The sequence below is a fragment of the Bradyrhizobium sp. sBnM-33 genome (assembly GCF_032917945.1).
Taxonomy (GTDB): Bacteria; Pseudomonadota; Alphaproteobacteria; order Rhizobiales; family Xanthobacteraceae; genus Bradyrhizobium.
Genome location: NZ_CP136624.1, coordinates 5,590,465 through 5,612,604, shown reverse-complemented (window position 1 = coordinate 5,612,604; position 22,140 = coordinate 5,590,465). Strand labels below are relative to the sequence as shown.

The 22,140-nt window shown below is 61.2% G+C and carries 22 protein-coding genes and 1 tRNA gene; 17 read left to right on the top strand and 6 right to left on the bottom strand.

The genetic code is table 11. The features are described from left to right. The first annotated feature begins 30 nt into the window (after positions 1–30). The 7 genes from RX328_RS26225 (at position 31) to RX328_RS26195 (ending at position 10,130) form a co-directional block, all read left to right on the top strand. Positions 31–3,180 carry an efflux RND transporter permease subunit gene (locus RX328_RS26225; RefSeq protein ID WP_213247171.1) on the top strand — a complete coding sequence of 1,050 codons (3,150 nt, stop codon included), beginning with the start codon at positions 31–33 and terminating at the stop codon, positions 3,178–3,180. Continuing rightward, positions 3,181–6,285: an efflux RND transporter permease subunit gene (locus RX328_RS26220; protein WP_213247169.1), complete on the top strand. Its 3,105-nt coding sequence runs from the start codon at positions 3,181–3,183 to the stop codon at positions 6,283–6,285. A 34-nt stretch (positions 6,286–6,319) separates the two neighbouring features. Further along, positions 6,320–7,045 carry a tRNA-uridine aminocarboxypropyltransferase gene (locus tag RX328_RS26215; RefSeq protein ID WP_213247167.1) on the top strand — a complete coding sequence of 242 codons (726 nt, stop codon included), beginning with the start codon at positions 6,320–6,322 and terminating at the stop codon, positions 7,043–7,045. A 206-nt stretch (positions 7,046–7,251) separates the two neighbouring features. After that, on the top strand, positions 7,252–7,728 hold the full coding sequence (locus RX328_RS26210; RefSeq protein ID WP_213247165.1) for a hypothetical protein: 477 nt from the start codon (positions 7,252–7,254) through the stop codon (positions 7,726–7,728). Between the two features lie 507 nt (positions 7,729–8,235). Next, complete coding sequence (locus RX328_RS26205) at positions 8,236–9,096, top strand: hypothetical protein (RefSeq protein WP_213247163.1); 861 nt, start codon at positions 8,236–8,238, stop codon at positions 9,094–9,096. 174 nt (positions 9,097–9,270) lie between these two features. Beyond that, positions 9,271–9,951: a hypothetical protein gene (locus RX328_RS26200; protein ID WP_213247161.1), complete on the top strand. Its 681-nt coding sequence runs from the start codon at positions 9,271–9,273 to the stop codon at positions 9,949–9,951. Between the two features lie 105 nt (positions 9,952–10,056). Next, a tRNA-Cys gene (locus tag RX328_RS26195) sits at positions 10,057–10,130 on the top strand. 73 nt (positions 10,131–10,203) lie between these two features. Here the strand turns inward: RX328_RS26195 and RX328_RS26190 are convergent. Further along, a complete protein-coding gene (locus RX328_RS26190) occupies positions 10,204–11,361 on the bottom strand; it encodes a tyrosine-type recombinase/integrase (RefSeq protein WP_213247159.1) in 1,158 nt (385 codons plus the stop codon). Beyond that, complete coding sequence (locus RX328_RS26185) at positions 11,358–11,810, bottom strand: hypothetical protein (RefSeq protein WP_213247157.1); 453 nt, start codon at positions 11,808–11,810, stop codon at positions 11,358–11,360. Before RX328_RS26185 ends, RX328_RS26190 begins: the two co-directional genes overlap by 4 nt. Positions 11,811–11,978: 168 nt before the next feature. Between RX328_RS26185 and RX328_RS26180 the strand changes: the two genes are divergently transcribed. The 6 genes from RX328_RS26180 to RX328_RS26155 all read left to right on the top strand — a co-directional run bounded on the left by RX328_RS26180 (position 11,979) and on the right by RX328_RS26155 (position 15,152). Next, positions 11,979–12,155, top strand: coding sequence for a DNA-binding protein (locus tag RX328_RS26180; RefSeq protein WP_213247155.1), 177 nt, complete (start codon positions 11,979–11,981; stop codon positions 12,153–12,155). 3 nt (positions 12,156–12,158) lie between these two features. Next, on the top strand, positions 12,159–12,341 hold the full coding sequence (locus RX328_RS26175) for a hypothetical protein (protein ID WP_213247153.1): 183 nt from the start codon (positions 12,159–12,161) through the stop codon (positions 12,339–12,341). Then, positions 12,338–12,580, top strand: a complete 243-nt coding sequence (locus tag RX328_RS26170) for a hypothetical protein (protein ID WP_213247151.1) — start codon at positions 12,338–12,340, stop codon at positions 12,578–12,580. Before RX328_RS26175 ends, RX328_RS26170 begins: the two co-directional genes overlap by 4 nt. A gap of 161 nt (positions 12,581–12,741) precedes the next feature. Beyond that, complete coding sequence (locus tag RX328_RS26165) at positions 12,742–13,815, top strand: AAA family ATPase (protein ID WP_317258508.1); 1,074 nt, start codon at positions 12,742–12,744, stop codon at positions 13,813–13,815. Between the two features lie 149 nt (positions 13,816–13,964). Continuing rightward, entirely contained in the window at positions 13,965–14,396 is a 432-nt protein-coding gene (locus RX328_RS26160; RefSeq protein WP_213247147.1) for a DUF5681 domain-containing protein, read from the top strand. Between the two features lie 135 nt (positions 14,397–14,531). Beyond that, positions 14,532–15,152: a hypothetical protein gene (locus RX328_RS26155; RefSeq protein ID WP_213247145.1), complete on the top strand. Its 621-nt coding sequence runs from the start codon at positions 14,532–14,534 to the stop codon at positions 15,150–15,152. A 355-nt stretch (positions 15,153–15,507) separates the two neighbouring features. Here RX328_RS26155 and RX328_RS26150 read toward each other — a convergent pair whose 3' ends face one another. Genes RX328_RS26150 through RX328_RS26135 form a run of 4 tightly spaced genes read right to left on the bottom strand, consistent with a single transcriptional unit; the run spans position 15,508 to position 18,990 of the window. Beyond that, complete coding sequence (locus RX328_RS26150) at positions 15,508–17,337, bottom strand: carbamoyltransferase (RefSeq protein WP_213247143.1); 1,830 nt, start codon at positions 17,335–17,337, stop codon at positions 15,508–15,510. A 19-nt stretch (positions 17,338–17,356) separates the two neighbouring features. Beyond that, the gene (locus tag RX328_RS26145; RefSeq protein ID WP_213247141.1) at positions 17,357–17,506 is read right to left on the bottom strand and encodes a DUF5989 family protein; all 150 of its coding nucleotides are present in this window, start codon (positions 17,504–17,506) and stop codon (positions 17,357–17,359) included. 12 nt (positions 17,507–17,518) lie between these two features. Continuing rightward, positions 17,519–17,956 (bottom strand): hypothetical protein, encoded by a 438-nt coding sequence (locus tag RX328_RS26140; RefSeq protein WP_213247140.1) that lies wholly within the window; start codon positions 17,954–17,956, stop codon positions 17,519–17,521. Next, complete coding sequence (locus tag RX328_RS26135; RefSeq protein WP_317258507.1) at positions 17,953–18,990, bottom strand: SGNH/GDSL hydrolase family protein; 1,038 nt, start codon at positions 18,988–18,990, stop codon at positions 17,953–17,955. The genes RX328_RS26140 and RX328_RS26135 overlap by 4 nt, the downstream gene beginning before the upstream one ends. 632 nt (positions 18,991–19,622) lie before the next feature. On the opposite strand from RX328_RS26135, the gene RX328_RS26130 reads away from it, so the two are divergent. From RX328_RS26130 to RX328_RS26115, 4 genes are all read left to right on the top strand, one after another. After that, positions 19,623–19,826 (top strand): hypothetical protein, encoded by a 204-nt coding sequence (locus tag RX328_RS26130; protein ID WP_213247136.1) that lies wholly within the window; start codon positions 19,623–19,625, stop codon positions 19,824–19,826. A 707-nt stretch (positions 19,827–20,533) separates the two neighbouring features. Continuing rightward, positions 20,534–21,151 (top strand): tyrosine-type recombinase/integrase, encoded by a 618-nt coding sequence (locus tag RX328_RS26125; protein WP_213247134.1) that lies wholly within the window; start codon positions 20,534–20,536, stop codon positions 21,149–21,151. Position 21,152: 1 nt separating this feature from the next. Then, positions 21,153–21,284, top strand: a complete 132-nt coding sequence (locus RX328_RS26120; RefSeq protein ID WP_283772333.1) for a hypothetical protein — start codon at positions 21,153–21,155, stop codon at positions 21,282–21,284. 82 nt (positions 21,285–21,366) lie between these two features. Beyond that, complete coding sequence (locus RX328_RS26115; protein WP_213247132.1) at positions 21,367–21,513, top strand: hypothetical protein; 147 nt, start codon at positions 21,367–21,369, stop codon at positions 21,511–21,513. Positions 21,514–22,140: the final 627 nt, after the last annotated feature.

Genomic DNA, 22,140 nt, shown 5'->3' with positions numbered 1-22,140 from the left:
GAAATGAATTCGTAAAGTGAGCACGCAGCCATGAGCGTCTCCGAACCGTTCATCCGCCGGCCGATCGCGACCTCGCTACTTGGGATCGCGCTGATGATCGGCGGCGCGCTCGGCTATTGGGCGCTGCCGGTATCGGCGCTGCCGCAGGTCGATTTCCCGACCGTGCAGGTGACGACGCAACTGCCGGGCGCCAGCCCCGACGTGGTCGCCTCGCTCATCACGGCGCCGCTGGAGCGCCAGCTCGGACAGATTCCCTCGCTGTCCTCGATGCAGTCGACCTCTTCGTTCGGCGTCAGCCAGATCTCGCTGCAGTTCGACCTCAACCGCGACATCGATGGCGCGACCCAGGACGTGCAGGCGGCGATCAACGCAGCGGCAGGTATCCTGCCAAGGAATCTGCCGTATCCGCCGACTTACGCCAAGGTAAACCCGGCGGATGCGCCGGTCCTGACCCTGGCGCTGACATCGGAGACGATTTCGCTGCGCGCGATGAGCGATATCGCCGATACGATCCTGGGCCAGCGGCTCAGCCAGATTTCCGGCGTCGGGCGCGTTGCCATCCTCGGCGGGCTCAAGCCTGCGGTGCGGGTGCAGGCCGATCTGGCGCGGCTCGCCGCCTACGGCATTTCGATGGAGGATCTGCGCAACGCCATCGCGGGCGCCAACGTCTCAGGGCCAAAGGGATCGCTCGACGGCGCGCAGCAGGCCTACACCATCGCCGCCAACGATCAGATCGCAGCGGCGGAGGCCTACAAGCCGATCATCATCGCGTATCGCAATGGCTCACCTGTCACGATAGGTGACGTCGCCAACATCATCGACGGGCTGGAGAACGATCGGACCGGCGGCTGGTACCAGGGCACGCCGGCCGTGATCATCGATATCCAGCGGCAGCCCGGCGCCAACGTGATCGACGTCGTCAGGCAGATCCGCGACGAAATACCCAAGGTGCAGCGCGCGATCCCGGCCGGCGTCAATCTGACCATCGTCTCCGACCGCACCGTCACCATCCGCGCCTCGGTGCGCGATGTCCAGTTCACGCTGATCCTTTCCGTGGTGCTGGTGACGCTGGTGGTGCTGTTGTTCCTGCGGTCACTACGCGCGACGTTGATTGCGGGCGTGGCCCTGCCGCTGTCGCTGATCACGAGCTTCGGCATCATGTATTTTTGCGGCTTCAGCCTCGACAACCTGTCGCTGATGGCACTGACGATCGGCACCGGCTTCGTGGTCGACGACGCCATCGTGATGATCGAGAACATCGTCCGCCACATGGAGAACGGCGAGTCCGTGATGGAGGCGTCGCTAAAGGGCGCCAGCGAGATCGGCTTCACGGTGATTTCGCTGACGGTGTCGCTGATCGCGGTCTTCATTCCGCTATTGTTCATGTCCGGGCTGGTCGGACGCATGTTCCGCGAATTTGCGCTCACGCTGACGATCGCGGTCGTGACCTCGGCGATCGTGTCGCTGACGCTGACGCCGATGATGTGTTCGCGGCTATTGAAGCATGTCGGGGAAGAGATGACGGTCCCGGGCCTCGCCGCCGTCAGCCGTTTCATCGACCGCATGGTCGCCTTCTACCATCGCACGCTGCTGTGGGTGCTGCAGCGCCAGCGCGCGACGCTTGTTCTGACGTTCGCTACCATCATTGCGACACTCGTGATGTATGTGATCGCGCCGAAGGGCTTTCTGCCGCTGCAGGACACCGCATCGATCACCGCCGTGACCGAGGCCGGCCCCGACGTTTCCTTTACCGAGATGCAAAGCCGGCAGGCGACGGCGGCGGCCGCGATCCAGGCCGATCCGGACGTGATCGGCGTGGTCTCCGTGATCGGGGCCGGATCGGTCAATCCGACCACCAATGTCGGGCGCCTGGTGATGACGCTGAGGCCGCGCGGCGAGCGGCACGACGATATTTCCATGGTGGTCGACCGGCTGAAACAGCGCACAGCGAAAATTCCCGGCATGACCATCTATTTCCAGCCGGTACAGGACGTACAGATCTCGACACAGTCGAGCCGCTCGCAATACCAGTATACGCTGACCGGCACCGATGCGGCTCTGGTATCGCTATGGGCGCAGAAGCTCATTGCCGAGATGCGCCGCGATCCGCTGTTCCGCGATGTCTCGTCGGAAGCGCAGGAGGGCGGCTTGCGGGCCGCACTCGACATCAACCGCCAGCGCGCCGGCCAGCTCGGCGTCAGCATCCAGGCGGTCAACGACACCCTAAACGATGCGTTTGCGCAGCGGCAGATTTCGACGATCTACGGCCAGGCCAATCAGTATCGCGTGGTGCTCGAGGCGATGCCGATGTACCAGCGCGATCCGTCGATCCTGTCGAAACTCTATCTGCCGGGGGCCGCGAGCACGACCGCCGGCGCGCCCGGCGCCCAGGTGCCGCTGTCGGCGGTGGCGACGCTGACCCGCACCACCGCGCCGCTTGCGATCTCGCATCTCGCGCAGTTTCCGGCCGTCTCGCTCAGTTTCAATCTCGCCCCCGGCGAGGCGCTCGGCGAAGCCGTCGAGGCAGTCAAGAAGATCGAGACCCGGATCGGCATGCCCGGCAGCATCGTCGGCGTCTATGCGGGCGATGCGGCCGAATTCTCGAAATCGTTGGCCGGCCAGCCATGGCTTATTCTGGCGGCGATCGTCACGATCTACATCGTGTTAGGGGTGCTCTACGAGAGCTACATCCACCCGATCACCATTCTCTCGACGCTGCCATCCGCCGGCGTCGGCGCCATTCTGGCGCTGATGCTGTTCGGGCAGGATCTGTCGGTGATCGGCCTGATCGGCATCATCCTGCTGATGGGCATCGTCAAGAAGAACGCGATCATGATGATCGACTTCGCGCTTGAAGCCGAACGGCATCAGGGCATGTCGCCTTCTGAGGCTATCGTGCAGGCTTGCCTGTTGCGCTTCCGCCCCATCATGATGACGACGCTGGCCGCGCTGTTCGGGGCGCTGCCGCTGGCAATCGAAAGCGGCACCGGCGCAGAGCTGCGATTTCCGCTCGGTATCTCCATCATCGGCGGGTTGCTGCTGAGCCAGTTACTGACGCTCTATACGACGCCAGTGATCTATCTGGCGCTCGACCGGATCAATCGCAAAATCGAGAAGGCGGTGCCAGATCCAGGGCCGCCCGGACCCACGGTTGCCGGCGCCACCGAGGGGATGCAGTAGATGGCATCGATCTCGGAGCCCTTCATTCGCCGGCCGGTTGGCACCACACTGCTGGCGATCGGGCTCTTCCTGGTCGGCATCGTCGCTTATGTCTTTCTGCCGGTCTCGGCGGTGCCCAACGTCGACTTTCCGATGATCCGGGTATCCGCCACGCGGCCCGGCGCCGACCCTTCCGTGATGGCCTCGACGGTTGCCGCACCGCTGGAACGCCGGCTCGGCCAGATCGCGGGCCTCGACCAGATCACCTCGACCAGCTCGCTCGGTACCACCAGCATCCAGTTGCAATTCTCGATCGGCCGCAATATCGACCGCGCCGCGCGCGACGTGCAGGCGGCGATCAACGCGTCACTGGCGGATCTGCCGAGCGACCTGCCGTCATTGCCGCGCTTTCGCAAAGCCAATCCCGCCGCCGCCCCGGTGTTCGTGCTGGCACTGACGTCGAAGACGCTGACGACGAGCGCAATGTACGACGTCGCCGATACCGTGATCGCGCAGCGTATCTCGCAGGTGCCGGGCGTCGGCGAAGTCAACGTCACCGGCGCCGACCAGCCCGCAGTGCGCATCGCGCTGAACCCAGTGGCGCTATCGAATGCCGGTATTGCGACCGACGACGTGCGGCTCGCCATCATCAACGCCAATCCATTGGGACCGGTCGGGATCTTCAACGGTGGTCGCCAGAGTGAGACGATTTCGACCAACAAGCAGATGCGCACCGCGGCCGAATTCCGCGACATCATCATCAAGAGCTCCGCCGGCAATTTCGTCCGCCTCGCCGATATCGCCGAGGTCGAGGATTCCGTCCGCAACAGCCGCTCGATCGCCTGGTTCAACAAGCAACCGGCGGTGTTGATCCAGATCACCAAGCAGGGTGATGCCAACGTGATCGACACTGTCGATCGGGTGAGGGCGCTGCTGCCGGAACTGAAGCAGTGGCTGCCCGGCGGCGTGGAAATTTCGACCCTCGTCGACCGCACCGGAACGATCCGCGCCAGCGTGCTCGACATGCAGTACACGCTGCTGGCGACGGCATTTCTCGTCATGGTGGTGGTGTTCGCGTTCCTGCGGCGGCTGACGCCGACCATTGCGGCAGGCGTTTCCGTGCCGCTCGCGCTGGCCGGCACCTGCGCCGGGATGTGGCTCGCCGGCTTCTCGATCGACAATCTGTCGCTGATGGCGCTGGCGATCTCGGTCGGCTTCGTGGTCGACGACGCCATCGTGATGATCGAGAACATGTACCGTAACCTCGAACATGGCATGGCGCCTTATCCGGCGGCGCTCGAAGGCGCCAAGCAGATCGGCTTTACCGTGCTGTCGATCAGCCTGTCGCTGATCGCGGCCTTCACGCCGCTGATTTTCATGGACGGGATCGTCGGCCGCCTGCTGCGCGAGTTCTCACTGACGCTGACCTTCGCGATCGTGGTTTCAACCGTCGTGTCGCTCACGATCACGCCGATGATCTGCGCGCATTACATCAAGGAGGCGACGTCCGATCGCGCGACCTGGTTCGACCGCCTGGTCGAGGGCACGCTGTCGCGCATCGTTTCCTTCTACACCTGGACGCTGCGGGCGGTGCTCGGCTTCCCGTTCCTGACCCTGCTGGTGTTCTTTGCCACCATTGCGCTGACGGTGGTGCTCTACATCAAGACGCCGAAAGGCTACTTCCCGACCGACGACAGCGGCCTTGTGATCGGTGCGACACGCGCATCTCCCGATACCTCGTTCCAGGCAATGCTCGGGCTGCAGCAGCAACTGGCCGATATCGTGATGGCCGATCCGGCGGTCGCCGCCGTCGGCTCTTCGCTCGGCGGCACCGCCGGGCCGGGCGGCGGCGGCTCCAACCGCGGCACCATGTTCATCAGCCTGAAGCCGCCGGAGGAGCGGGCCGGCATGTCGACGGCGCAGGTGATCGATCGCCTGCGCAAGGATCTCTATCGGGTCGCCGGTATCCGCCTGTTCATGTTCGCGGCGCAGGACATCCGCACCGGCGGCCGGCAAAGCGATTCCGATTACCAGTATACGCTGTCCAGCACGAACCTCGAGCTCCTGCAGAAATGGGCCCCGCTGGTCGCCAAGCGCATGGAAACGGTGGAGGGCATTACCGATATCTCCAGCGACCGCGACCCCGGCGGGCTGCAATTGTCGCTGGTGATCGACCGCAAGACCGCTTCAAGCCTCGGCGTTCGCGTCCAGGACATCGACAACGCCCTGAACAACGCGTTCGCGCAGCGGCAGATTTCGATCATCTATACCCAGCGCAACCAGTACATGGTGGTGCTGGAAATCGACCCGAAGTTCCAGAGCGATCCCGCCAACCTCGAGCGGATCTTTGTGGCCGGCGCCAACGACGCCCAGGTGCCGCTATCGGCCGTAGTGCGCTACCAGCGCGGCCTGTCGCCGCTTGCGGTGTACCACTCGCAATCGTTTCCCTCGACGACGGTCTCGTTCAATCTCCTGCCCGATGTGCCGCTGGAGGTCGCGACCTCCAATATCCAGCGCGCGGTCGAGGAACTGCATATGCCGGAGGGCATCCGCGGCAGTTTCGACGGCAGTGCCGGCGACTTCAACAAGACCAGCGGGCGGCAGCCGCTGCTGATCCTCGGCGCGCTGGTGGCGATGTATATCGTGCTTGGCGTCCTCTACGAGAGCCTGGCGCATCCGATCACGATCATCTCGACCTTGCCGTCCGCAGGCCTTGGCGCGCTATTGGCGCTGCAGGTGACCAACACGCCGCTGACGGTAATCGCTTTTGTCGGCATCATTCTGTTGATCGGCATCGTCAAGAAGAACGGCATCATGATGGTCGATTTCGCGCTGGATGCCGAGCGCCACCGCGGCCTGTCCTCGGCGGAGGCGATCTTCGAGGCGTGCCGCGCCCGCTTCCGGCCCATTCTGATGACGACGATGGCGGCGCTGTTTGCCGGCATTCCGCTGGTCATTGCCACCGGCCCCGGCACCGAGCTGCGCCGGCCGCTCGGCATCACCATCATCGGCGGATTGTTGGTTTCGCAAATCCTGACGCTGTACACCACGCCGGTGATCTACCTCCTGATCGACCGGCTGCGGCAACGATCCCGGCCGGCCGCAATCGCCGCGCCTGCCGAATAGTTGAATTACTCGCCACGAAGCGTATAGCGGGCGAATGTCAGACCAATCCAATCCCCAGGCCGGCGCGGAAGCGATCCCGGAATGTCCGCATTGCGGCAAGCCGCTGCCGCTCTGCATCTGCGACAGCATCACGCCGATCGAGAGTAAGATCTCCCTTCTGATCCTGCAGCATCCGCAGGAGCAGGACAGGGCGCTCGGCACCGCGCGGCTGACGGCGCTGCACTTCAAGGACGCGGTCGTCAAAATCGGCCTGTCCTGGCCGAGCCTCTCCAAGGCGCTGGGGCGGAAGGTCGACGATCCCTCCCGCTGGGCGGTGCTCTATCTCGGCTCCGCCAAGGTCGCCGACCTCGATACCGATGCCGAGATCGTGGCGATCAACCGCAAGGGCGAGGTCGAGCCGCACCAGCGTGCCATCCTCTCCGACATCGAAGGCATCGTGCTGCTCGACGGCACCTGGAGCCAGGCTAAGGCGCTGTGGTGGCGCAACGCGTGGATGCTGAAGTGCCAGCGGGTCATTCTGGGTCCGAAGCGCCCGTCGCGTTACGGCAAACTCCGCAAGGAGCCGCGCCGCGACGGCCTGTCCACCATCGAGGCCGCCGGCCTGCTGCTCGCCGGGCTCGAGAAGCGGCCCGAGATCGCGGAGGCGCTCAACGCCAGCTTTGACCGCATGTTGGCACGGTACCGGGAAGTGCAGGCGGAGGTGCCGGAACTGGCACCAAAGCCGAAGAAGCGGGATTATCGGCGGCGCAAGCGCGGGTAACTACGACGTTCGCGAATAGATACTAGGCGCAGGTTCGCGTCGCTCACGCTTAAGGAGTGTCGCGTCGCCTCACTCGCAGGACTGAGGCCACTAGGAGCCCGGTTCCAATGTCCGCTGCAATACATAGCGGCCTGTGGACAGTGATGACATCCTCATTGACGGTGATAAATTCTCCGCTCTCCGCGTAACAATTTGGAGCAAAGTCGATGTCTTTAAGCACTGAAATTCTAACTCGCTCTCCATTGCTCGACGCTGATGAAATCGAAGGGGAAATCGGCACTCTCATCTACAACGCCCGGCGAGGGCCCGTTATCCAAGAGATACCCCATAGCGATGACCACCCGTTGCCGAAAGGCCCAATGCCCGACTATGTCGAGCACAAGGAAGGGGTCAATCAGGTCGGCAAACTCTCAGCCGAAGCTGTGGTCCGCGAATATGATGCGGCAGTGAAAGAGATTGAAGCACTCGGTGCGGAACTAACCGACGCCGCCAAAAGATGTGAAGCGATGGTTGCCGGCGTTCACGCCATGGTGTCCGAGATCAAGGAACTGGCGGCGAATTATCGGGAGGAGGGCAAGCGCTACTTTCTGCAGATCGAGGATTGTTCCTTGATGACATCCGAAGTCCGCACCGTCTGCGAGACGCTCAAAAAGAAAATTGCAGGGAGTAGTCTCGTGGCCTGATGTTCCGGCTTTGGCCGGTCTTGCTGGTGGCCGCGCCGTTCATCGTCGTGGCCATCAGCATGTTATTGTAATCGCGCAACCGGGCATTGACGCAAAGCAGTTTATCTTTGGCCGAGGGGCTCACTCGGTGAGCGCTTTCGATGTTCAAACGCGCGTGAGACCGGCCGCAACAGGCCGCGGCCCGGATAGCGGCCAGCGGGTAAGAAGGCCGCCCACGGCAGCCTGAAAGCGCCGTCCGAGTTCCTATGCATTGTGGCGATATGTCGCCAATGCCGCCGCGGGAGCCGGGGAGCCATTTGCAGGCTTAATAATTATCTGCGTCGAGTGTATCTGACGTCGGGCGGGGCTGGGCGCGGCTCGCCTTCAGCACGTATACGCAAGGCCCGAGATGACAAAGCGTAGAGGGATCACCGCCCTCGAAGTCAACCGAATTCGGGCCGCAAATACCGCAATCGAACGGACGGAACTTGTCTCCTGTACGTTCTCCAGGGAAAGGATATTCGCGCATTGTCGTCTTCGATCAGCTCGCATCTTCCTTTCGGTGGCGCCGAAATCAGCCTGCGAAAGAAATTCCGCCTGTTCTTCACGGTTGGCATCATCGTCCTGTTACTCGGCGGCGCCAAGGCAATCGTTCACTATCTCGGATTCGAGTTCCTCGAGCTCAACGGGCTGGTGACCAGCGGTATTGGTGGCGCGATATTCATTATCGGCTTCCTGCTGTCGAGCATTCTCAAGGATTACAAGGAAGCCGAACAAATTCCGACGGCACTACGCACCGCGATCGAAGCAATCGACGGCGATCTGGAATGCTTCGCGCGGACCAACGAGCGCTTCAATCTCAGGGAAGCGCGGCTGATCCTGATCGGGGTCGTTGCAAAGCTGCGCGAAGGCCTGGACCGTGCCTACGACCACAAGAACATTTCCCCCGTGCTCGACGAGCTCAGCAAGCTGACGCCCATTCTCGGTCGACTGGAGGGCATGGGCATGGCTGCGAATTTCGTCGTACGCCTTCGCACCAATCAGGATGCGATCCGCAGGGCGCTGCTTCGCATCTACACCATCCAGCGCGTCGAATTCGTCCCATCGGTGCATGTCCTCGTGCAAACGCTGGTGTTCTCGATCATCGTCCTGCTGCTCCTGCTGAAGACGGAGGGCGATCCGGCCGCGGCGCTACTGTTTGGATTCATCACCTACATGTTCGTCTACGTCCTGTATCTGATCCGGCTGCTCGAACAGCCCTTCGCCAAAGGGCAGGGCTCCGTCGACGATGTCAGCTTTTTCCTGCTTGATGAACTGGAGGAGCAATTGCGGCGCTCGCTCGACCCAGCCCTTGGACGGCCGCGGCTTCAGGCAATAGAGCGGGTCTGAGCAGTGCAGGTGTCTGGACGGCGCGGCGATGGTGCTGCGCCGTCCGCGTCCGCATACTCTATTTGTTTGACGCGGCCTGGCCGCGCCAGATGGCAGGTTGGACGGTGCGGACACGTTGCTCGATTCCGTCGCTCACACTATGACTGACGCGTCGGATGCAAGCGGAGCGACGCGATGGAACTTGTGGCGCATTGGCGCCTGTCGAAACAGGCTTTGATCGATCTCATCTTCTTCTGCGGCGTTCCGATCGTGCTGGCACTGCTTTCGGTCATTCTCGGACCGTATGCGGCCGCCATGGGAGGCGCCGGGGCGATGCTTTATGTTCTCTCGCTCGCCATTGTGCCCTGGTGCCTGACTGGCCTCGCCACCCAATTGGTGAGCAGAACAGCGGGGCGAAGACTGCCGCTTTGGCTGATCGCGGCCATCGGTGCCGTCGTTTCCGGACCTTTCGTGTCGCTGTACGTCTATTTCGTCAATTCGATCGCTTCAGACATCTGGCCTGCTCTGGATGCTTTGCGGCCGGCGACGTTCAGCGCCGAGCATCTCAAATCCGCCGCCCTGTCCGAGGGGCGGGCTATCGTGCTCTGGATCGCATTTGTCGTCATTTTCCATGAGACGCTGGGCTGGCAACGGTTTGCAGCACCGGCCAAGGAAACGGGCTGCGAAGACCGCTTTCAACTGAGCGGTGCCGAATGGACGGCGGAAGACGATGCGCTGCTGCGCTCGCTGATCGGGAGCGGCAAGCCCCCGAGGGCCATCGCGCTGGAAATGAAGCGGACGATAGGGGCCATCCGCGCAAGGACCGCCAAGCTGGGTCGGCGGAACAATCGCCTCGGCAATACGCCCGCCGGTTGAGGCGGCCGATTCGGGGCCGTGTCAGTTTGCTAACCAGCGCGGGACAGGATTTCCGCTGCTTGGTTGCCTATCCGGGGCAGGGCGTATATGAGTGCGCCCCGATGGGGCCACGTGGCGGAGTGGTTACGCAACGGTCTGCAAAACCGTGTACACCAGTTCAATTCTGGTCGTGGCCTCCATTCTATCCTCTTGATTCTAATGGGCAATGGCTTTCTCCGTTTGTTCGCCGGAACCGGGGCTGCTACCGCTTTGCTACCTTTTCGACTTGTCACGGGCTGCCGACAGCGCGCGATCGACCATCGCGGCGGCGTCCTCCTGCATCCCGGGAATGACGTGGCTGTAGAGATCCAGGGTGATGCCGACTTTGCTATGCCCCAGCCGCTCGCTGGCGACCTTGGGATGGACGCCATTGGCGAGCAGGTGGGTGGCATGGGCGTGTCGGAGATCATGGAACCGGAGCTTGGCAAGCTTGGTCTTTGCGATCTTTCGCGCCCAGAGCTGCGAGATATAGATTGGCGTCATCATCGACCCGTCCGCGTGACCGAGCACCAGATCGTCGTCGGCAAGCCTCTGGCCGAGTCGCAGAAGCTCCTGGGCGCGTCTGACGCGGTAGGCGCGCAGTTCCTCGACCACGCTGCCTGACAGCGCAACGGTTCGCCCCTTACCGCTCTTTGGCGACTTGAAGCGCAAACCGGCCTTGGTCTGCTCCAGGCTTTCCACAATCGAGATGCTGGCGGCGTCGAGATCGACACGACCCCAGCGAAGCGCGCAAATCTCGCCGCGCCGCAGGCCGCAGAGCAGGGCGAGCAGGGTAGGGATAAACAGCGGAGTCCCGCGAACCGCGTCTATGACGTCGACAGTCTGTGAGAGATCATAGGTCTGAACGGGCTTCCACTCGACCTTGGGAGGATCAACGACGTCGGCGGGGTTGTGGGTCAACTCTTTCCACTTCACGGCCTGCCCGAGCGCCTGCTTCAACACGCGGTGCATATGCCCGACGGTACGAGGCGAGAGGCCGCCGGCCTTGCCGTCCTTTCGGCCGGCCTCAAGTGCTGCCGTGTAGGCGGCGGAGATCTGGATGGGCTTGAGCTTGTTGAGCCGATGGCTGCCGAGGGCAGGGATCAGGTTCTGGTTGACGATGCCGGCATACCGCTCGTGAGACTTCGGCGTGACCTGCGTCTTGATATGATCGAGCCAGCGCCCAAGGAACTGCGCCACGGTCGCCTTGTTGGGCTCGATGGCGTTGCCGTTCTTAAGCTCGGTGATGAGCCGGGCACATTCGTCTTGAGCTTGCCGCTTGGTGCCCTTGAATGAGTGCCAGCGGCGCTTTCGTTTGCCGGTAGCCTCGTCACGAACTTCGAGGACAATTGCCCAACGGCCGGGCGAGCGTTCGCGGATATGGCCCTTCATTTGATCTGCCCCTGAAAAACATCGTTCGCGTGGGTGAGAAACTCCTGGATTTTAAGGCCTAGCCTTATCCGCTCTTCCGCATCCTTATTCCAGTCGGGATGCTCATTGATCAAGTGCATAATGGCTCGAACTAGTGTGACGTTGTCGTCGCTGCCAACCATAAATGTCAGCAGCCGGCTGTCTCGAAGGGCGGTTTGGTGCTCGGCCTCGCGCTTGGCTTCCTCCTCAAGCCACTCCCGGTGCTGTTGATCGATCTCGTCGCGGCGCTCCTCCATCTCTTTGGCGCGAGCTTCCCATTCCTCCTCATCCGCGAACGTGTATTCGATGCGTGCGACAGCCTCCGCATTCGCGGAGTGCGCTTTTTTTTCGGCCGCCCGCTCGAGTTTGCGACGCAGGCTCTCCCGGACCCGCAGCTTGAGTTGAACATATTCTGTCGGCTTGCGCGCCATCTTGGCCCCCGGCTTGAACTAACAGGCATGAAATAACACTAAACATCAGGTAACACAAGTGGTACCTGGGGAAAACACGGGGTACCGGTTTTGGTACTTGTCGGTACAACCTAGTTTGGGGTAAATCAAGCGAGTACCTGATTTGGTACCTACGCAGGAGCGAGCGCAATGAAGAAAACGATTTCAGTCCCTGAAGCCGGGCGGGAATACTTCGGCCTTGGCCGGAACGCGTCTTATGCCGCAGCGGAGCGGGGGGACATCCCCACGATCCGGATCGGAAAGCTGTTGAGAGTGCCGGTCAAGGCGATGGAGGAGAGGCTTGAAGTGAAACGGGAGACCGCTTGATTTATGGCCCCAGAAACAAAAGCACCCGCCACCGGAAAGGTGAGCGGGCTTGATTCTGTTGAGCAGCTTGGCGGCGGGCTCGACCTACTAGAAACACAATCCACCGCGCTGCGCAAGCATTTCGCGCTGGGATACTACCTCGCGATCACGCTGGCCCCTCTGGTTTATGGAGTGGCGCCGCGATGAACGCTCACACTCCACTGCTGGGCAAGGCCCAGGTGGATCTGACCCTCGGATCGATCCGATGCGCCGTCAACCGCATTGACGAGATCCGGCAGGAATTGATTAACGCCGGCCTCGCGCTGAAGGCTGGATATATCACACCGCAGCAGGCGCTCGACTGGGCAGAAGAATTCGCCCCGGGTTGCGTCGGCTATATTCCGCCCCTGTCCGGGCTGTGTACCAAACGGGCCTCCGCTGAATGATCGAACCAGAATTTCCCGAGGACCTTGGGGCCTACGATGCCGCGGGCAACTATTTGGGCGACGTTGAGATCAAGGTGGTCCCGCATGGACCAACACCTTTTACTGTCATCCAGAACAATGCTCTCGACATCAAGGTGGTGCAGCAAGACCGGGCAGCAACCATGCCCGGCTATCGGCTGGTCACGTTCGATGAAATAGAGGTGGATCCGCCGGCAAAGAAGTGGCTGATAAAGGGCATCTTAGCGCGCGGTGAGACTTCTGCCTGGATTGCCCCGCCTGGAGCGATGAAGTCCGCCCTGCTGGCTGAGGCGACGATCTGTGTCGGCGCCGGTCTCGACTGGCACGGCTACAGGAACAAGGGCGCTGCAGGCGTCGTCTACTTCGCGATAGAGCGGGCAGACCTCGTTAAGCGTCGCCTGCGGGCTCACCGGCAACGGCTTGGCTTGGCAGGTACACCGATCTGTGTTTCCAGCGACACTATCGACCTGACGCACCCGGAAGCCTTCAAGAAAGTGATCGACACGATCAGAACCGCAAAGACGATCCTGGGCGCCGATATCGGGCTGGTTATCATTGACACGTTTGCCAAGCTGATTGCCGCGGCCGGCGGGGACGAGAACAGCGCCAAGGATCAGGGCGCGGTATTCGCCAACGTGCAGCGGGTGAAAAACATCACGGGTGTGCATGTCGCGCTGATCGGCCACACCGGAAAGGACGAGAGCAGGGGCGCCAGAGGATCGAACGCGCTCCTGGGCGACGTCGACGTGATGGTGACGATCGGCGGCGAGGAAATCAAAACCGTTACCGTGACCAAAGCCAATGATGCACCCGAAGGCCAGCTCTTCTCGTTCAAGTCGGAAGTGCATGACTTTGGAGTGGACGATGATGGCGACCCGATCACGGTCAACATTGTCAGCAGCGAGGAAGTTTCGCCACAAGCGGGCAAGAGGGCTGGGGGGTGGTCGAAGGGACAAAGGCTTGTCCGGGACTGTCTCAACGAAGCGTTGATGGACGCGGGCACTGATTACCAGATTCCCGGCGGCCCCATTGTTCGCGCAGTGGCCGTCAAGGCAGTCCGAGCCCTGCACAACACCCGTTATGTCAGCAATGGCGACGGCGACCGCAACGAAGCCGAGCGGAAAGCATGGTCGCGCAACTTCAAGACCGCCAGAGAGGCCGGCCTAATCGGCGGAGAAGCCAAGGGAGGCCAAGAGTGGATATGGATCATTCCCTGACGGACGGGACAACGGGACAACGGGACACCCCTATAGGGGTGTGTCCCTGTCCGTCCCGTCCCGGTGTCTGGGACAATGTCCGGAAATGTCCCGTCATGTCCCAATGTCCCATTCGGAGATCAGAACGTGAATAAACAGGTAGACGGACAGTGAAGAAACAGAACCAACAGCGCGGACTAAGACCCTGGAAGCCGGGACAATCGGGAAACCCCGCTGGAAGGCCAATAGGGGCCCGTCAAAAGATTTCGGAACAGCTCCTGGCTGATCTCGCGGTTGTTTGGGAGCAGCAAGGGGAGTCCGTTCTGCGGCGCCTAGCTCTCGAAGATCCCTGCAAGCTGGCGACGATCGCATACGGGCTGTTGCCGCGTGACGTGTTCATCAGCATCGAGCAACGAGCGCCGGGCAATCTGGAGCCTGATGAGTCGGCGATCCTGCGGCGAGTGATTGACCTGATCCAGGTGAATGCCAAGGGCGCCGAGCTGGGGCCTGTGCTGGAGACGATCGAGAATGCGCTGAGGGCCGACCAAGCCAAAATGATCGAGCAATTGGTAGCAAATCCGGTAGCAAACGAGGCTCAGTGAAAACTAAGCGTTTGTTTTGACTCGCGTTTCACCGCCATTGGCAACGGTTTTCATATTCGTTATCTGCATCAATTGACTTCGCCATGGTGGCATCTCTGCCGCTAGCGAGCTTTCAGAATCAGCCGAGGTATACCGATGATCACGCCTAAAGCACCTTCGCAGCCGAGAAGCATAACTATCGACCCCAACCCCAAGGGTGAATTAAAGCGCATTGGCGGCAGCTTGGCTGATGAATGGAATTTGAGGCTGCTTAACCTTGTGGGCGGCTCAATGCCAATCGATCATTCTGACCGCGAAACCAGCAACGAGGCGATTAAGGCGGTGATCCAGGCGACGGCGGATATAGCACCGGCTGATCCGATTGAGGGAATCCTGATCGCACAATTGATGGCGGCAAACGAGGCATCGCTGGCGATGTATCGGAAGGGATGGGCGCAGCCACCTGAGTATTTCGCAGCAAGGACCAAGTATTTGCAACTGGCGGATAAAGCCACTCGCACCGTCATGATGCTGACGGAACGGCTCGACCATCACCGGGGCCGAGGCCAACAGCAGATCACCGTCAAGCACGTGACCACGAATAACGTCACAGCAGACCAGGCGATAATTGCCGATAGCGTCGCAAAGGGCGGCGCCACCCGAAGCAATGTCGCGTCTCCTGCGCTCCTAGCCACTAGCTCCGAGCGACCCATGCCGATGCTGATCGAGGCAGGGCCCGATCCTGTGGGGGCGGGGGGAGGTACCAAATCGAAATGACCATCAACCCCATGCAAAGCGCCCACGACGCGCCTCGGTGCACAGCCACATCCAAACGGACGGAAAAGCGCTGTCGAGCGCCTGCGGTCCGCGGCTGTCGCGTCTGTCGAATGCATGGAGCCAGAGGGGGCGCGCCGAGCGGCCAGCGCAACGGAAATTTTCGTAATGGCACTCGAACGAAGGAGGCGATCCAAGCAGCGAGATTAATCAAACTTCTTTCGCGCTTTGCTCGGAAACCTTGAGAAAGGCGAGTTGTCTGGCACCGTGGTTAGTCAACGTCTGGGTCGCGAATTACTTTCGGAGCCTGAAGTACGGCGCTCTGTTAAGCTGCGTTTCGCCAGCATGGCTATCGGCCTCAATCCGCTTCAAACGCCTGGCTGTAGTCCTGCTTCAACGCAGGGTCTTGCTCCCTCTTCTCGAGCACGCATTCGCCTATGACGAGCACGTCGAGCTCGTTGCCCATGAAGCAGCGGAAGGCGTCTTCCGGCGTGCAGACGATCGGCTCGCCGCGCACGTTGAAGCTGGTGTTGACCAACACGGGGCATCCCGTGAGTTCCTTGAAGCGGCTCAGCAGGCGGTGAAACAGCGGATTGGTGTTGCGGTGCACGGTCTGGATGCGCGCGGAATAATCGACATGTGTCACCGCGGGGATTTCCGAGCGCGACACGTTCAGCTTGTCGATGCCGAACAGCGCCTGCTCCTCCGTGCTCATCTGGCGGCGCTTGCTGTCCTTCACGTCAGCAACAATGAGCATATAAGGGCTGTCGGATTTCAGGTCGAACCAGTCGGCGACATCCTCGCGCAGCACCGCGGGCGCGAAGGGACGAAAACTCTCGCGGTACTTGACCTTGAGATTGAGGTTCTTCTGCATAGCGGGCGAGCGAGCATCGCCGAGGATCGAGCGCGCGCCGAGCGAGCGCGGGCCGAACTCCATGCGGCCCTGGAACCAGCCGACGGCTTTTTGATCTGCGAGCGCTTGCGCGGCGGCATCGATCATCGCGGCCTCGCCGAGCACTGAAAATTTCGCCCGTGCTGCGGTCAGCCGCCGCTCGATCTCGGCCTGCGAATATTGCGGGCCAAGATAGGCGCCGGCCATGCCATCGGCGCCATTCGTCTTGCGCGGCTTTCCGACAAAGCCGTGATAGGCCGAAAGCGCCGCGCCCACCGCGCCGCCGGCATCGCCTGCGGCCGGCTGAATCCAGATATTTTCGAAATGGCCGTCGCGCAGCACTTTGCCGTTGGCGACGCAGTTCAGCGCCACGCCGCCGGCGAGGCAAAGGTTGCGCGATCGGGTTTGTTTGGCGAGGCTGCGCGTCAGCCGCAGCACGGCCTCGTCTAGCACCGCCTGGATCGAGGCTGCGACATCCATGTGGAACGGCGTCAGCAATTGATCCGGCTTACGAACCGGCTGGCCGAACAGCTTTGCGAAGCGTTCGTTGGTCATGGTGAAGCCGGTGCAATAGTCGAAATAGGAGAGATCGAGACGAAACGAGCCGTCCGCCTTCAGATCGATCAAATGATCGAGGATGAGATTTGCGTATTTCGGCTCGCCATAGGGCGCGAGTCCCATCACCTTGTATTCGCCGGAGTTAACCTTGAAGCCAGCGTAATAGGTCGCCGCCGAATACAACAAACCCAGCGAATGCGGGAAATGGATCTCCTGGAAGATCTCCAGCTTGCTGCCGTCGCCGGTCGCCGCCGACGTCGTCGCCCATTCGCCGACGCCATCCATGGTGAGCACGGCGGCGTTCTCGAACGGCGAGGGATAGAAGGCGGAGGCGGCGTGGCTCAGATGGTGCTCGCAGAACAGCAGTTTCGTGCGATCGAATTCCGGCGCGAATTTCTTCAATTCGTCCGCGAGCAGGCTCTTCTGAAACAGCTTTTCCTTCAGCCAAAGCGGGATCGACATCTTGAAGGAGGAAAAGCCGCGCGGCGCCAGCGCGACATAGGTCTCCAGCAGGCGCTCGAATTTCAGGAACGGCTTGTCGTAGAACACGACATGGTCGAGCGCGTCCATCGTGGTTCCGGCTTGCGCAAGACATGAGGCGATGGCGTTGTGCGGGAAGGAAGGGTCGTGCTTCTTGCGGGTGAAGCGCTCCTCCTGCGCGGCGGCGACGATGCGGCCGTCCTCGATCAGCGCCGCGGCGCTGTCGTGATAGAAGGCGGAGATTCCGAGGATGCGCATCGGCTAAAAATCCGCTCGCTCAGAACAGCGTGTAGATGAACGGCGCGATTGCCGAGCCCTTGGTCAGCACAACGAGGCCGCCGAACACCACCATCATGGTCAGGATCGGCAGCAGCCAGAATTTCTTGCGCACACGCATGAAGCGCCAAAGTTCTTTCAAAAAATCCATTCCGCGTACTCTCTAGAATTGATCCTTCATCGTCTCAGGCGACGGTCCGGGCGGCACGCGCACGATCCAGTAACTGTTCGCATCGGGCTCGCGCTTCAGCCGCAGTAGGTCCTTGCCCATGGCACGCAGCACAAGCCCCGTAGGCAGCACCGTGCCGTAGAACAACAGCGCCATGACCAATGGATTGACAATCTGGTGCAGCAACAGGCCGAATTTCAGCCAGATTCGGTTCAGAGGATTAAGCACGGCCGGCTTCAGCAGCGATGCGATCAGGAAGCCGGCGGCGAGGCTCGCGGTCCACGGCCAGATGCGACCTGCATGCCAGGCGTTCAGCACAGTGACCACCGCAAACGCGCCGGCCATCACCAGCCCGAATGAGCGATCGGTGCCGGCTACGATCTGCTCGTCGCGCTCAAAGGCTTCATGGGTCGCCGGGGTACGCTTGTTCATCGGCCTAGTGTCTCATATTGCTTCGCAATCTCGCCGGCCAAGCGCCGATATCCCTCCGGGGTGTAGTGGTTCTTGATCCGGAACGGGAAGTAGCTCAGCGGATCGTCGGATTCGTCGAGCACGCGGGCGAAATCCACGGTCGGGAAACCCAGCCGCCGCGCGATTTCGAGCACCGGCTGGCGATTGGGGGAGGGTGCCTTGGCGTAGTGCTCCCATTCGGGCAGGTAGACGAAGACGATGCGGCCGTTCCATCCGGAAGCGACTGAGCGCGCCTCCCGCAGCACCTGCTCGAAGAGCGCGAGTTGAGCCTCGGGCTTCTTGTTCGGATTCCAGCTGTCGCGGTCGAGACGGAGAAAGCGGCGAAGCCTGCTGGCGGTGAGGAATCCTCGGATTCTGTCAGCGATCGGCACGGGTTCCTTTAGCCGTTGCTGCCATTCGACCTCCTTCGCATCGATGAACGATGTGAGCAGCGCGTCGAGCTCGGCCGTTCGCGCCGCGAGGTTCTGGGTGCGTCCCTCAAGATATCCGCGCAGCACCGGGTTGTCGCGTTCGAACGCGAGGTCGGACAGGTCGTTGCCGTTGAAGTAAAGCCATAGCACGGTCTTCGGCCGGAGGAGCGATCCATACTCCATGAGGCTCGCCAGGGCGAGGAGCGCCCCGTTCCCGCCCGAGCCGACCGAAACGGCACTTTGCCCGTGCGCCCGCAATTGCGCCGCGACGTCGTCCTCCGGTGGCACGCAGAAGCCCTGTGCGTACGAGTCGCCGACGACGAGAGTGTCGACCGGCCTGTCGTACGCCGCGTCGTCGTTCTTGAAACCGTAACGATCGCTGTTGAAGAGCGTGTATGTCCCGGTCTCGTTGCATAAGACGCTGAGCACGCGAGTGACACCGCCGAGCGGGACCACGCCGCGCAATGCGCTCATCGAAGGCGGATCATTCAGCAAGTCGCCGACATGGACCGTCGGGTAGGCACGACGACCTTCGGCGCGGAGGTCCGCCACTACTTGGTACTTGCTGCGTTCGTCGAACGGCACTCCCTGCTCCCGTGCGATCTTGATCCCCTCAGGCGGCCTTTCCCAGCCCCGCGGACGGAAAAACTCGAGATAAACGTTGGCGGCGAAGAGGCAAAGGAGGATCGATACAATCGAAAGCGCGCCGTTGGCCTGCCGATCCGTGCCGCCGGCCGCGAGGAACCCCGCAAAAGCCACGAGCGCGCCGCCGAGAACGAGGAGAACGACGCCCCATTGCCATTCATCGGGAGAAAAAGTCCAAATCCCGTAGGAAACAATGAGAATTCCTGCGGTGCCGAGCAGCCGTATCAGAAAGGTCGCGATGCGCTGCAGCCATCTCGGCGCTTCGATCCCGCGAACAGGTCGGTGAACGGAGGAAGAGCTATCGGACATGGAAAATCCAGCGCGTCAAGGCTGCGACAGAGGCCCAGTTCAGGTGATCAGGATCAGTGAAGTCGCTATCCTGTACGGGCGGGCCGTCCCGTCCCGGTCTTTTTGGTGTCACAGTTGAAAAATTGGTGTCACAGTTGAAAAAACTTGATTGCGCCACGTGACGGAAGAGCCAACGGCCACGAGGTTGCAATCCTCAAGAGAGGTCTCACGCATGAACTTGAACTTTTCATCGTGCAGTTCGTCGCGGTTATCGGAGGTGGGGGGTGACGATCAAGTCGACCGAGTTCCCAGAGAGCGACAGCGTCGAAAGCGACGAGTGCGAAGCAGCACGCCGCCAGCGCAAGATTGTAGCGGATGAATTGATTGTAGCGTATGAATTGCGCCATCCGAAAACTCCAAACGAACATGCGCCGACCTTGCGGTCGGCGACCGTCGGATCAGATCGGGATGGAGCTAGGTGGGACTGACAGGAACGCGGCGCTGTCCTCGGCGACCCACAACAGCTCGCAGAAACAATCTCGGACGCCGATGGCTCGGCATTCGGACGCACCAGAGCCCGCTGCGCAGATCTCGGCAATTTTCATAGACGGCTCCTGGTCGGGCTGTCCAAATGCGCACGTATTGGGCCTCCAAGCTGAACATTAACGCGTTCTCGATAAGTATTCAAGTGGCGTCGCGGCTCAACTCAACGAGGATCACCCCGCTTGGTGCTAAGGCACTAAAGTGGGGTCGCTGTTGGGCTTTCAAGAGGGGTGAACCGACGACCCCTTATCGGCCGAGCTGTTTGGGACTCACTGGCCGACCTGATTCAACGGCCAGGTGCCCGCGTGGTTTCTATTAAATGAGAGGCGGGGCCGCCGGGAGGAGCTCAATCTGCCCACGGCCCCGATCGACCGCGGCTGACCTGGATGTGCGGGCGACCTGATTCAACGGCCGGTGCCCGCGCGAGTTTCCACTAAAAGAGGCTGAGAGCGGTGAAGCTGATCGAGTTAAATGAGTGGGCCGCCGGAGGGCCTCTCGATACCCCTGACGGCCCTGTCGACCGCTTCTGGAACCCGTAGTCGCGGCCAACACGATCCAACAGCGACGTGCGCGCATAGTTTCTAGCCCTTTACAACTGTCGTCAATACAGTCATGATGTCGACAGTTGATCTGCTCTAAGGGGAATTTGCCAATGAATATGGTTGTCCAATTACGGGCCTCGCAGTCTGAAAAGCCGACAGTTCGCGGCGGTCGGGCTAAGAACGCTGATTACCGGCAGCGCGAGTACCTGACGGAGGGCGAGATCGATAGCCTGCTGGCCACCGCCGGCAACAGCCGTAACCCGGTCCGCGATCGGCTGCTCATCCTCATGGCCTTCCGGCACGCCTTGCGGGTCAGTGAGCTGGTCGACATTCGCTGGCAGCAGATTGATCTCGATACCGCGACCGTCCATATCCGCCGCGCCAAGAACGGCACGCCTGGCATCCACGGCTTGCAGGGTGACGAGCTACGGCTGTTGCGGGCGCTACGGCGCGAGCGTCCTCACGCTGATTTCGTGTTCCTGTCCGAGCGCAAGGCGCCCCTATCCGTCGACGGTGCTCAGAAGCTAATAGAACGGCTTGGCGTGGCCGCTGAGCTGCCATTCCCGATCCATGCTCACATGCTGCGCCATGCTGCGGGGTACGCCCTGGCTGGTCGAGGGATCGATACAAGGACGCTGCAGGCCTTTATGGGCCATCGCTCGATCGCGAACACGGTTGTCTACACCGCGGTGGCTGACAAGCGCGTCCGCAACATCTGGGGCAAATAAGATGAACCCTAAGTTATTCAGAGCGCTCTCGTGGATCGTGCTGATCGCTGGCGTCGGCGGGCTGATCACCGGCTATATCAACCTCGAGCGTTGGCCGAAGGACGCCCAGGTCATGGTTTTTTTCTTAGCCTGATGTCTTTTTTGCCCCTTGAGGGATGATTAGTGCAGAGCGCATTCGTTGGCTTTGGAGGGTTGAGCGAATGAGAGCGGGGTACTTGCGTGAGGCGATCGCACTGCTGGAACGTGCACAACAAACTGAAGATCCTCGGGAAGCATCAGAGCTGGTCAAGCAGGCGGCCGATATCCTGGCGTTGGTTGCGGAGTTGAGTGCGTCCGATAACCCAGACGTCGGGGTCCGCTAATGCCCACGGCCTCCCGCAGCCTTAGAGACTCGCTGAGAGTCGTTTGAGTGCACGGCTAGGTGTATAGCGGCCAGCCATCAAAACGCATGGACGGCCCGCGCTGAGTCATTGAGGGCACGTAGGAGGGAATTGGAGTGAAACATATTCAACTTGCTCTGCTGATTGTCGCCGGGGCTCTCGCTACCGCATCCCCGGCCAGGGCCGAGTTGGCGGAATAAGAGAAGCTATTCGTCCAGCTCCTGGTGACTGCAAATTTCGTTTCGGTCAAATGCAGGGGGTACGATACAGACGTCGATGGAACGGTGAAGTACGCCGATAAGATCGGGGTGAATGGTCCGCGCCTGTCACTCGCTGCCATAGCTGCTGCAGCGGCAGGGAGCGGCAGAGACTACGATCGCTCCGAACTCATTCCGGAGTGACGAGGCTTACGCGTGCCACGATGGTATCACTCATGAACAAGCAAGAAAAAGGCGTTTGCGCCAACGCTTCTAAGCTGCAGCAACTTGGGTTATTGAAGCAATAATGAGCCTCATGGACGGCCTGCGCTGAGTCACGGCGGCCATATTCTTATTTGAGTGTGTTGCGTAGAGCGTTGCCTTTCAACATTAAAGGATATTCATCACATGA

Bases quoted from the DNA above. Each gene is read 5' to 3' on its own strand.
- RX328_RS26185 (WP_213247157.1), bottom strand. From the start codon at position 11,810: ATGGCGCGCAAGCCGACAGAATATGTTCAACTCAAGCTGCGGGTCCGG.
- RX328_RS26145 (WP_213247141.1), bottom strand. From the start codon at position 17,506: ATGGATTTTTTGAAAGAACTTTGGCGCTTCATGCGTGTGCGCAAGAAA.
- RX328_RS26215 (WP_213247167.1), top strand. From the start codon at position 6,320: ATGTCAGACCAATCCAATCCCCAGGCCGGCGCGGAAGCGATCCCGGAA.
- RX328_RS26165 (WP_317258508.1), top strand. From the start codon at position 12,742: ATGCCCGGCTATCGGCTGGTCACGTTCGATGAAATAGAGGTGGATCCG.
- RX328_RS26150 (WP_213247143.1), bottom strand. From the start codon at position 17,337: ATGCGCATCCTCGGAATCTCCGCCTTCTATCACGACAGCGCCGCGGCG.
- RX328_RS26170 (WP_213247151.1), top strand. From the start codon at position 12,338: ATGAACGCTCACACTCCACTGCTGGGCAAGGCCCAGGTGGATCTGACC.
- RX328_RS26155 (WP_213247145.1), top strand. From the start codon at position 14,532: ATGATCACGCCTAAAGCACCTTCGCAGCCGAGAAGCATAACTATCGAC.
- RX328_RS26125 (WP_213247134.1), top strand. From the start codon at position 20,534: ATGAATATGGTTGTCCAATTACGGGCCTCGCAGTCTGAAAAGCCGACA.
- RX328_RS26190 (WP_213247159.1), bottom strand. From the start codon at position 11,361: ATGAAGGGCCATATCCGCGAACGCTCGCCCGGCCGTTGGGCAATTGTC.
- RX328_RS26200 (WP_213247161.1), top strand. From the start codon at position 9,271: ATGGAACTTGTGGCGCATTGGCGCCTGTCGAAACAGGCTTTGATCGAT.
- RX328_RS26180 (WP_213247155.1), top strand. From the start codon at position 11,979: ATGAAGAAAACGATTTCAGTCCCTGAAGCCGGGCGGGAATACTTCGGC.
- RX328_RS26140 (WP_213247140.1), bottom strand. From the start codon at position 17,956: ATGAACAAGCGTACCCCGGCGACCCATGAAGCCTTTGAGCGCGACGAG.
- RX328_RS26120 (WP_283772333.1), top strand. From the start codon at position 21,153: ATGAACCCTAAGTTATTCAGAGCGCTCTCGTGGATCGTGCTGATCGCT.
- RX328_RS26220 (WP_213247169.1), top strand. From the start codon at position 3,181: ATGGCATCGATCTCGGAGCCCTTCATTCGCCGGCCGGTTGGCACCACA.
- RX328_RS26175 (WP_213247153.1), top strand. From the start codon at position 12,159: ATGGCCCCAGAAACAAAAGCACCCGCCACCGGAAAGGTGAGCGGGCTT.
- RX328_RS26225 (WP_213247171.1), top strand. From the start codon at position 31: ATGAGCGTCTCCGAACCGTTCATCCGCCGGCCGATCGCGACCTCGCTA.
- RX328_RS26210 (WP_213247165.1), top strand. From the start codon at position 7,252: ATGTCTTTAAGCACTGAAATTCTAACTCGCTCTCCATTGCTCGACGCT.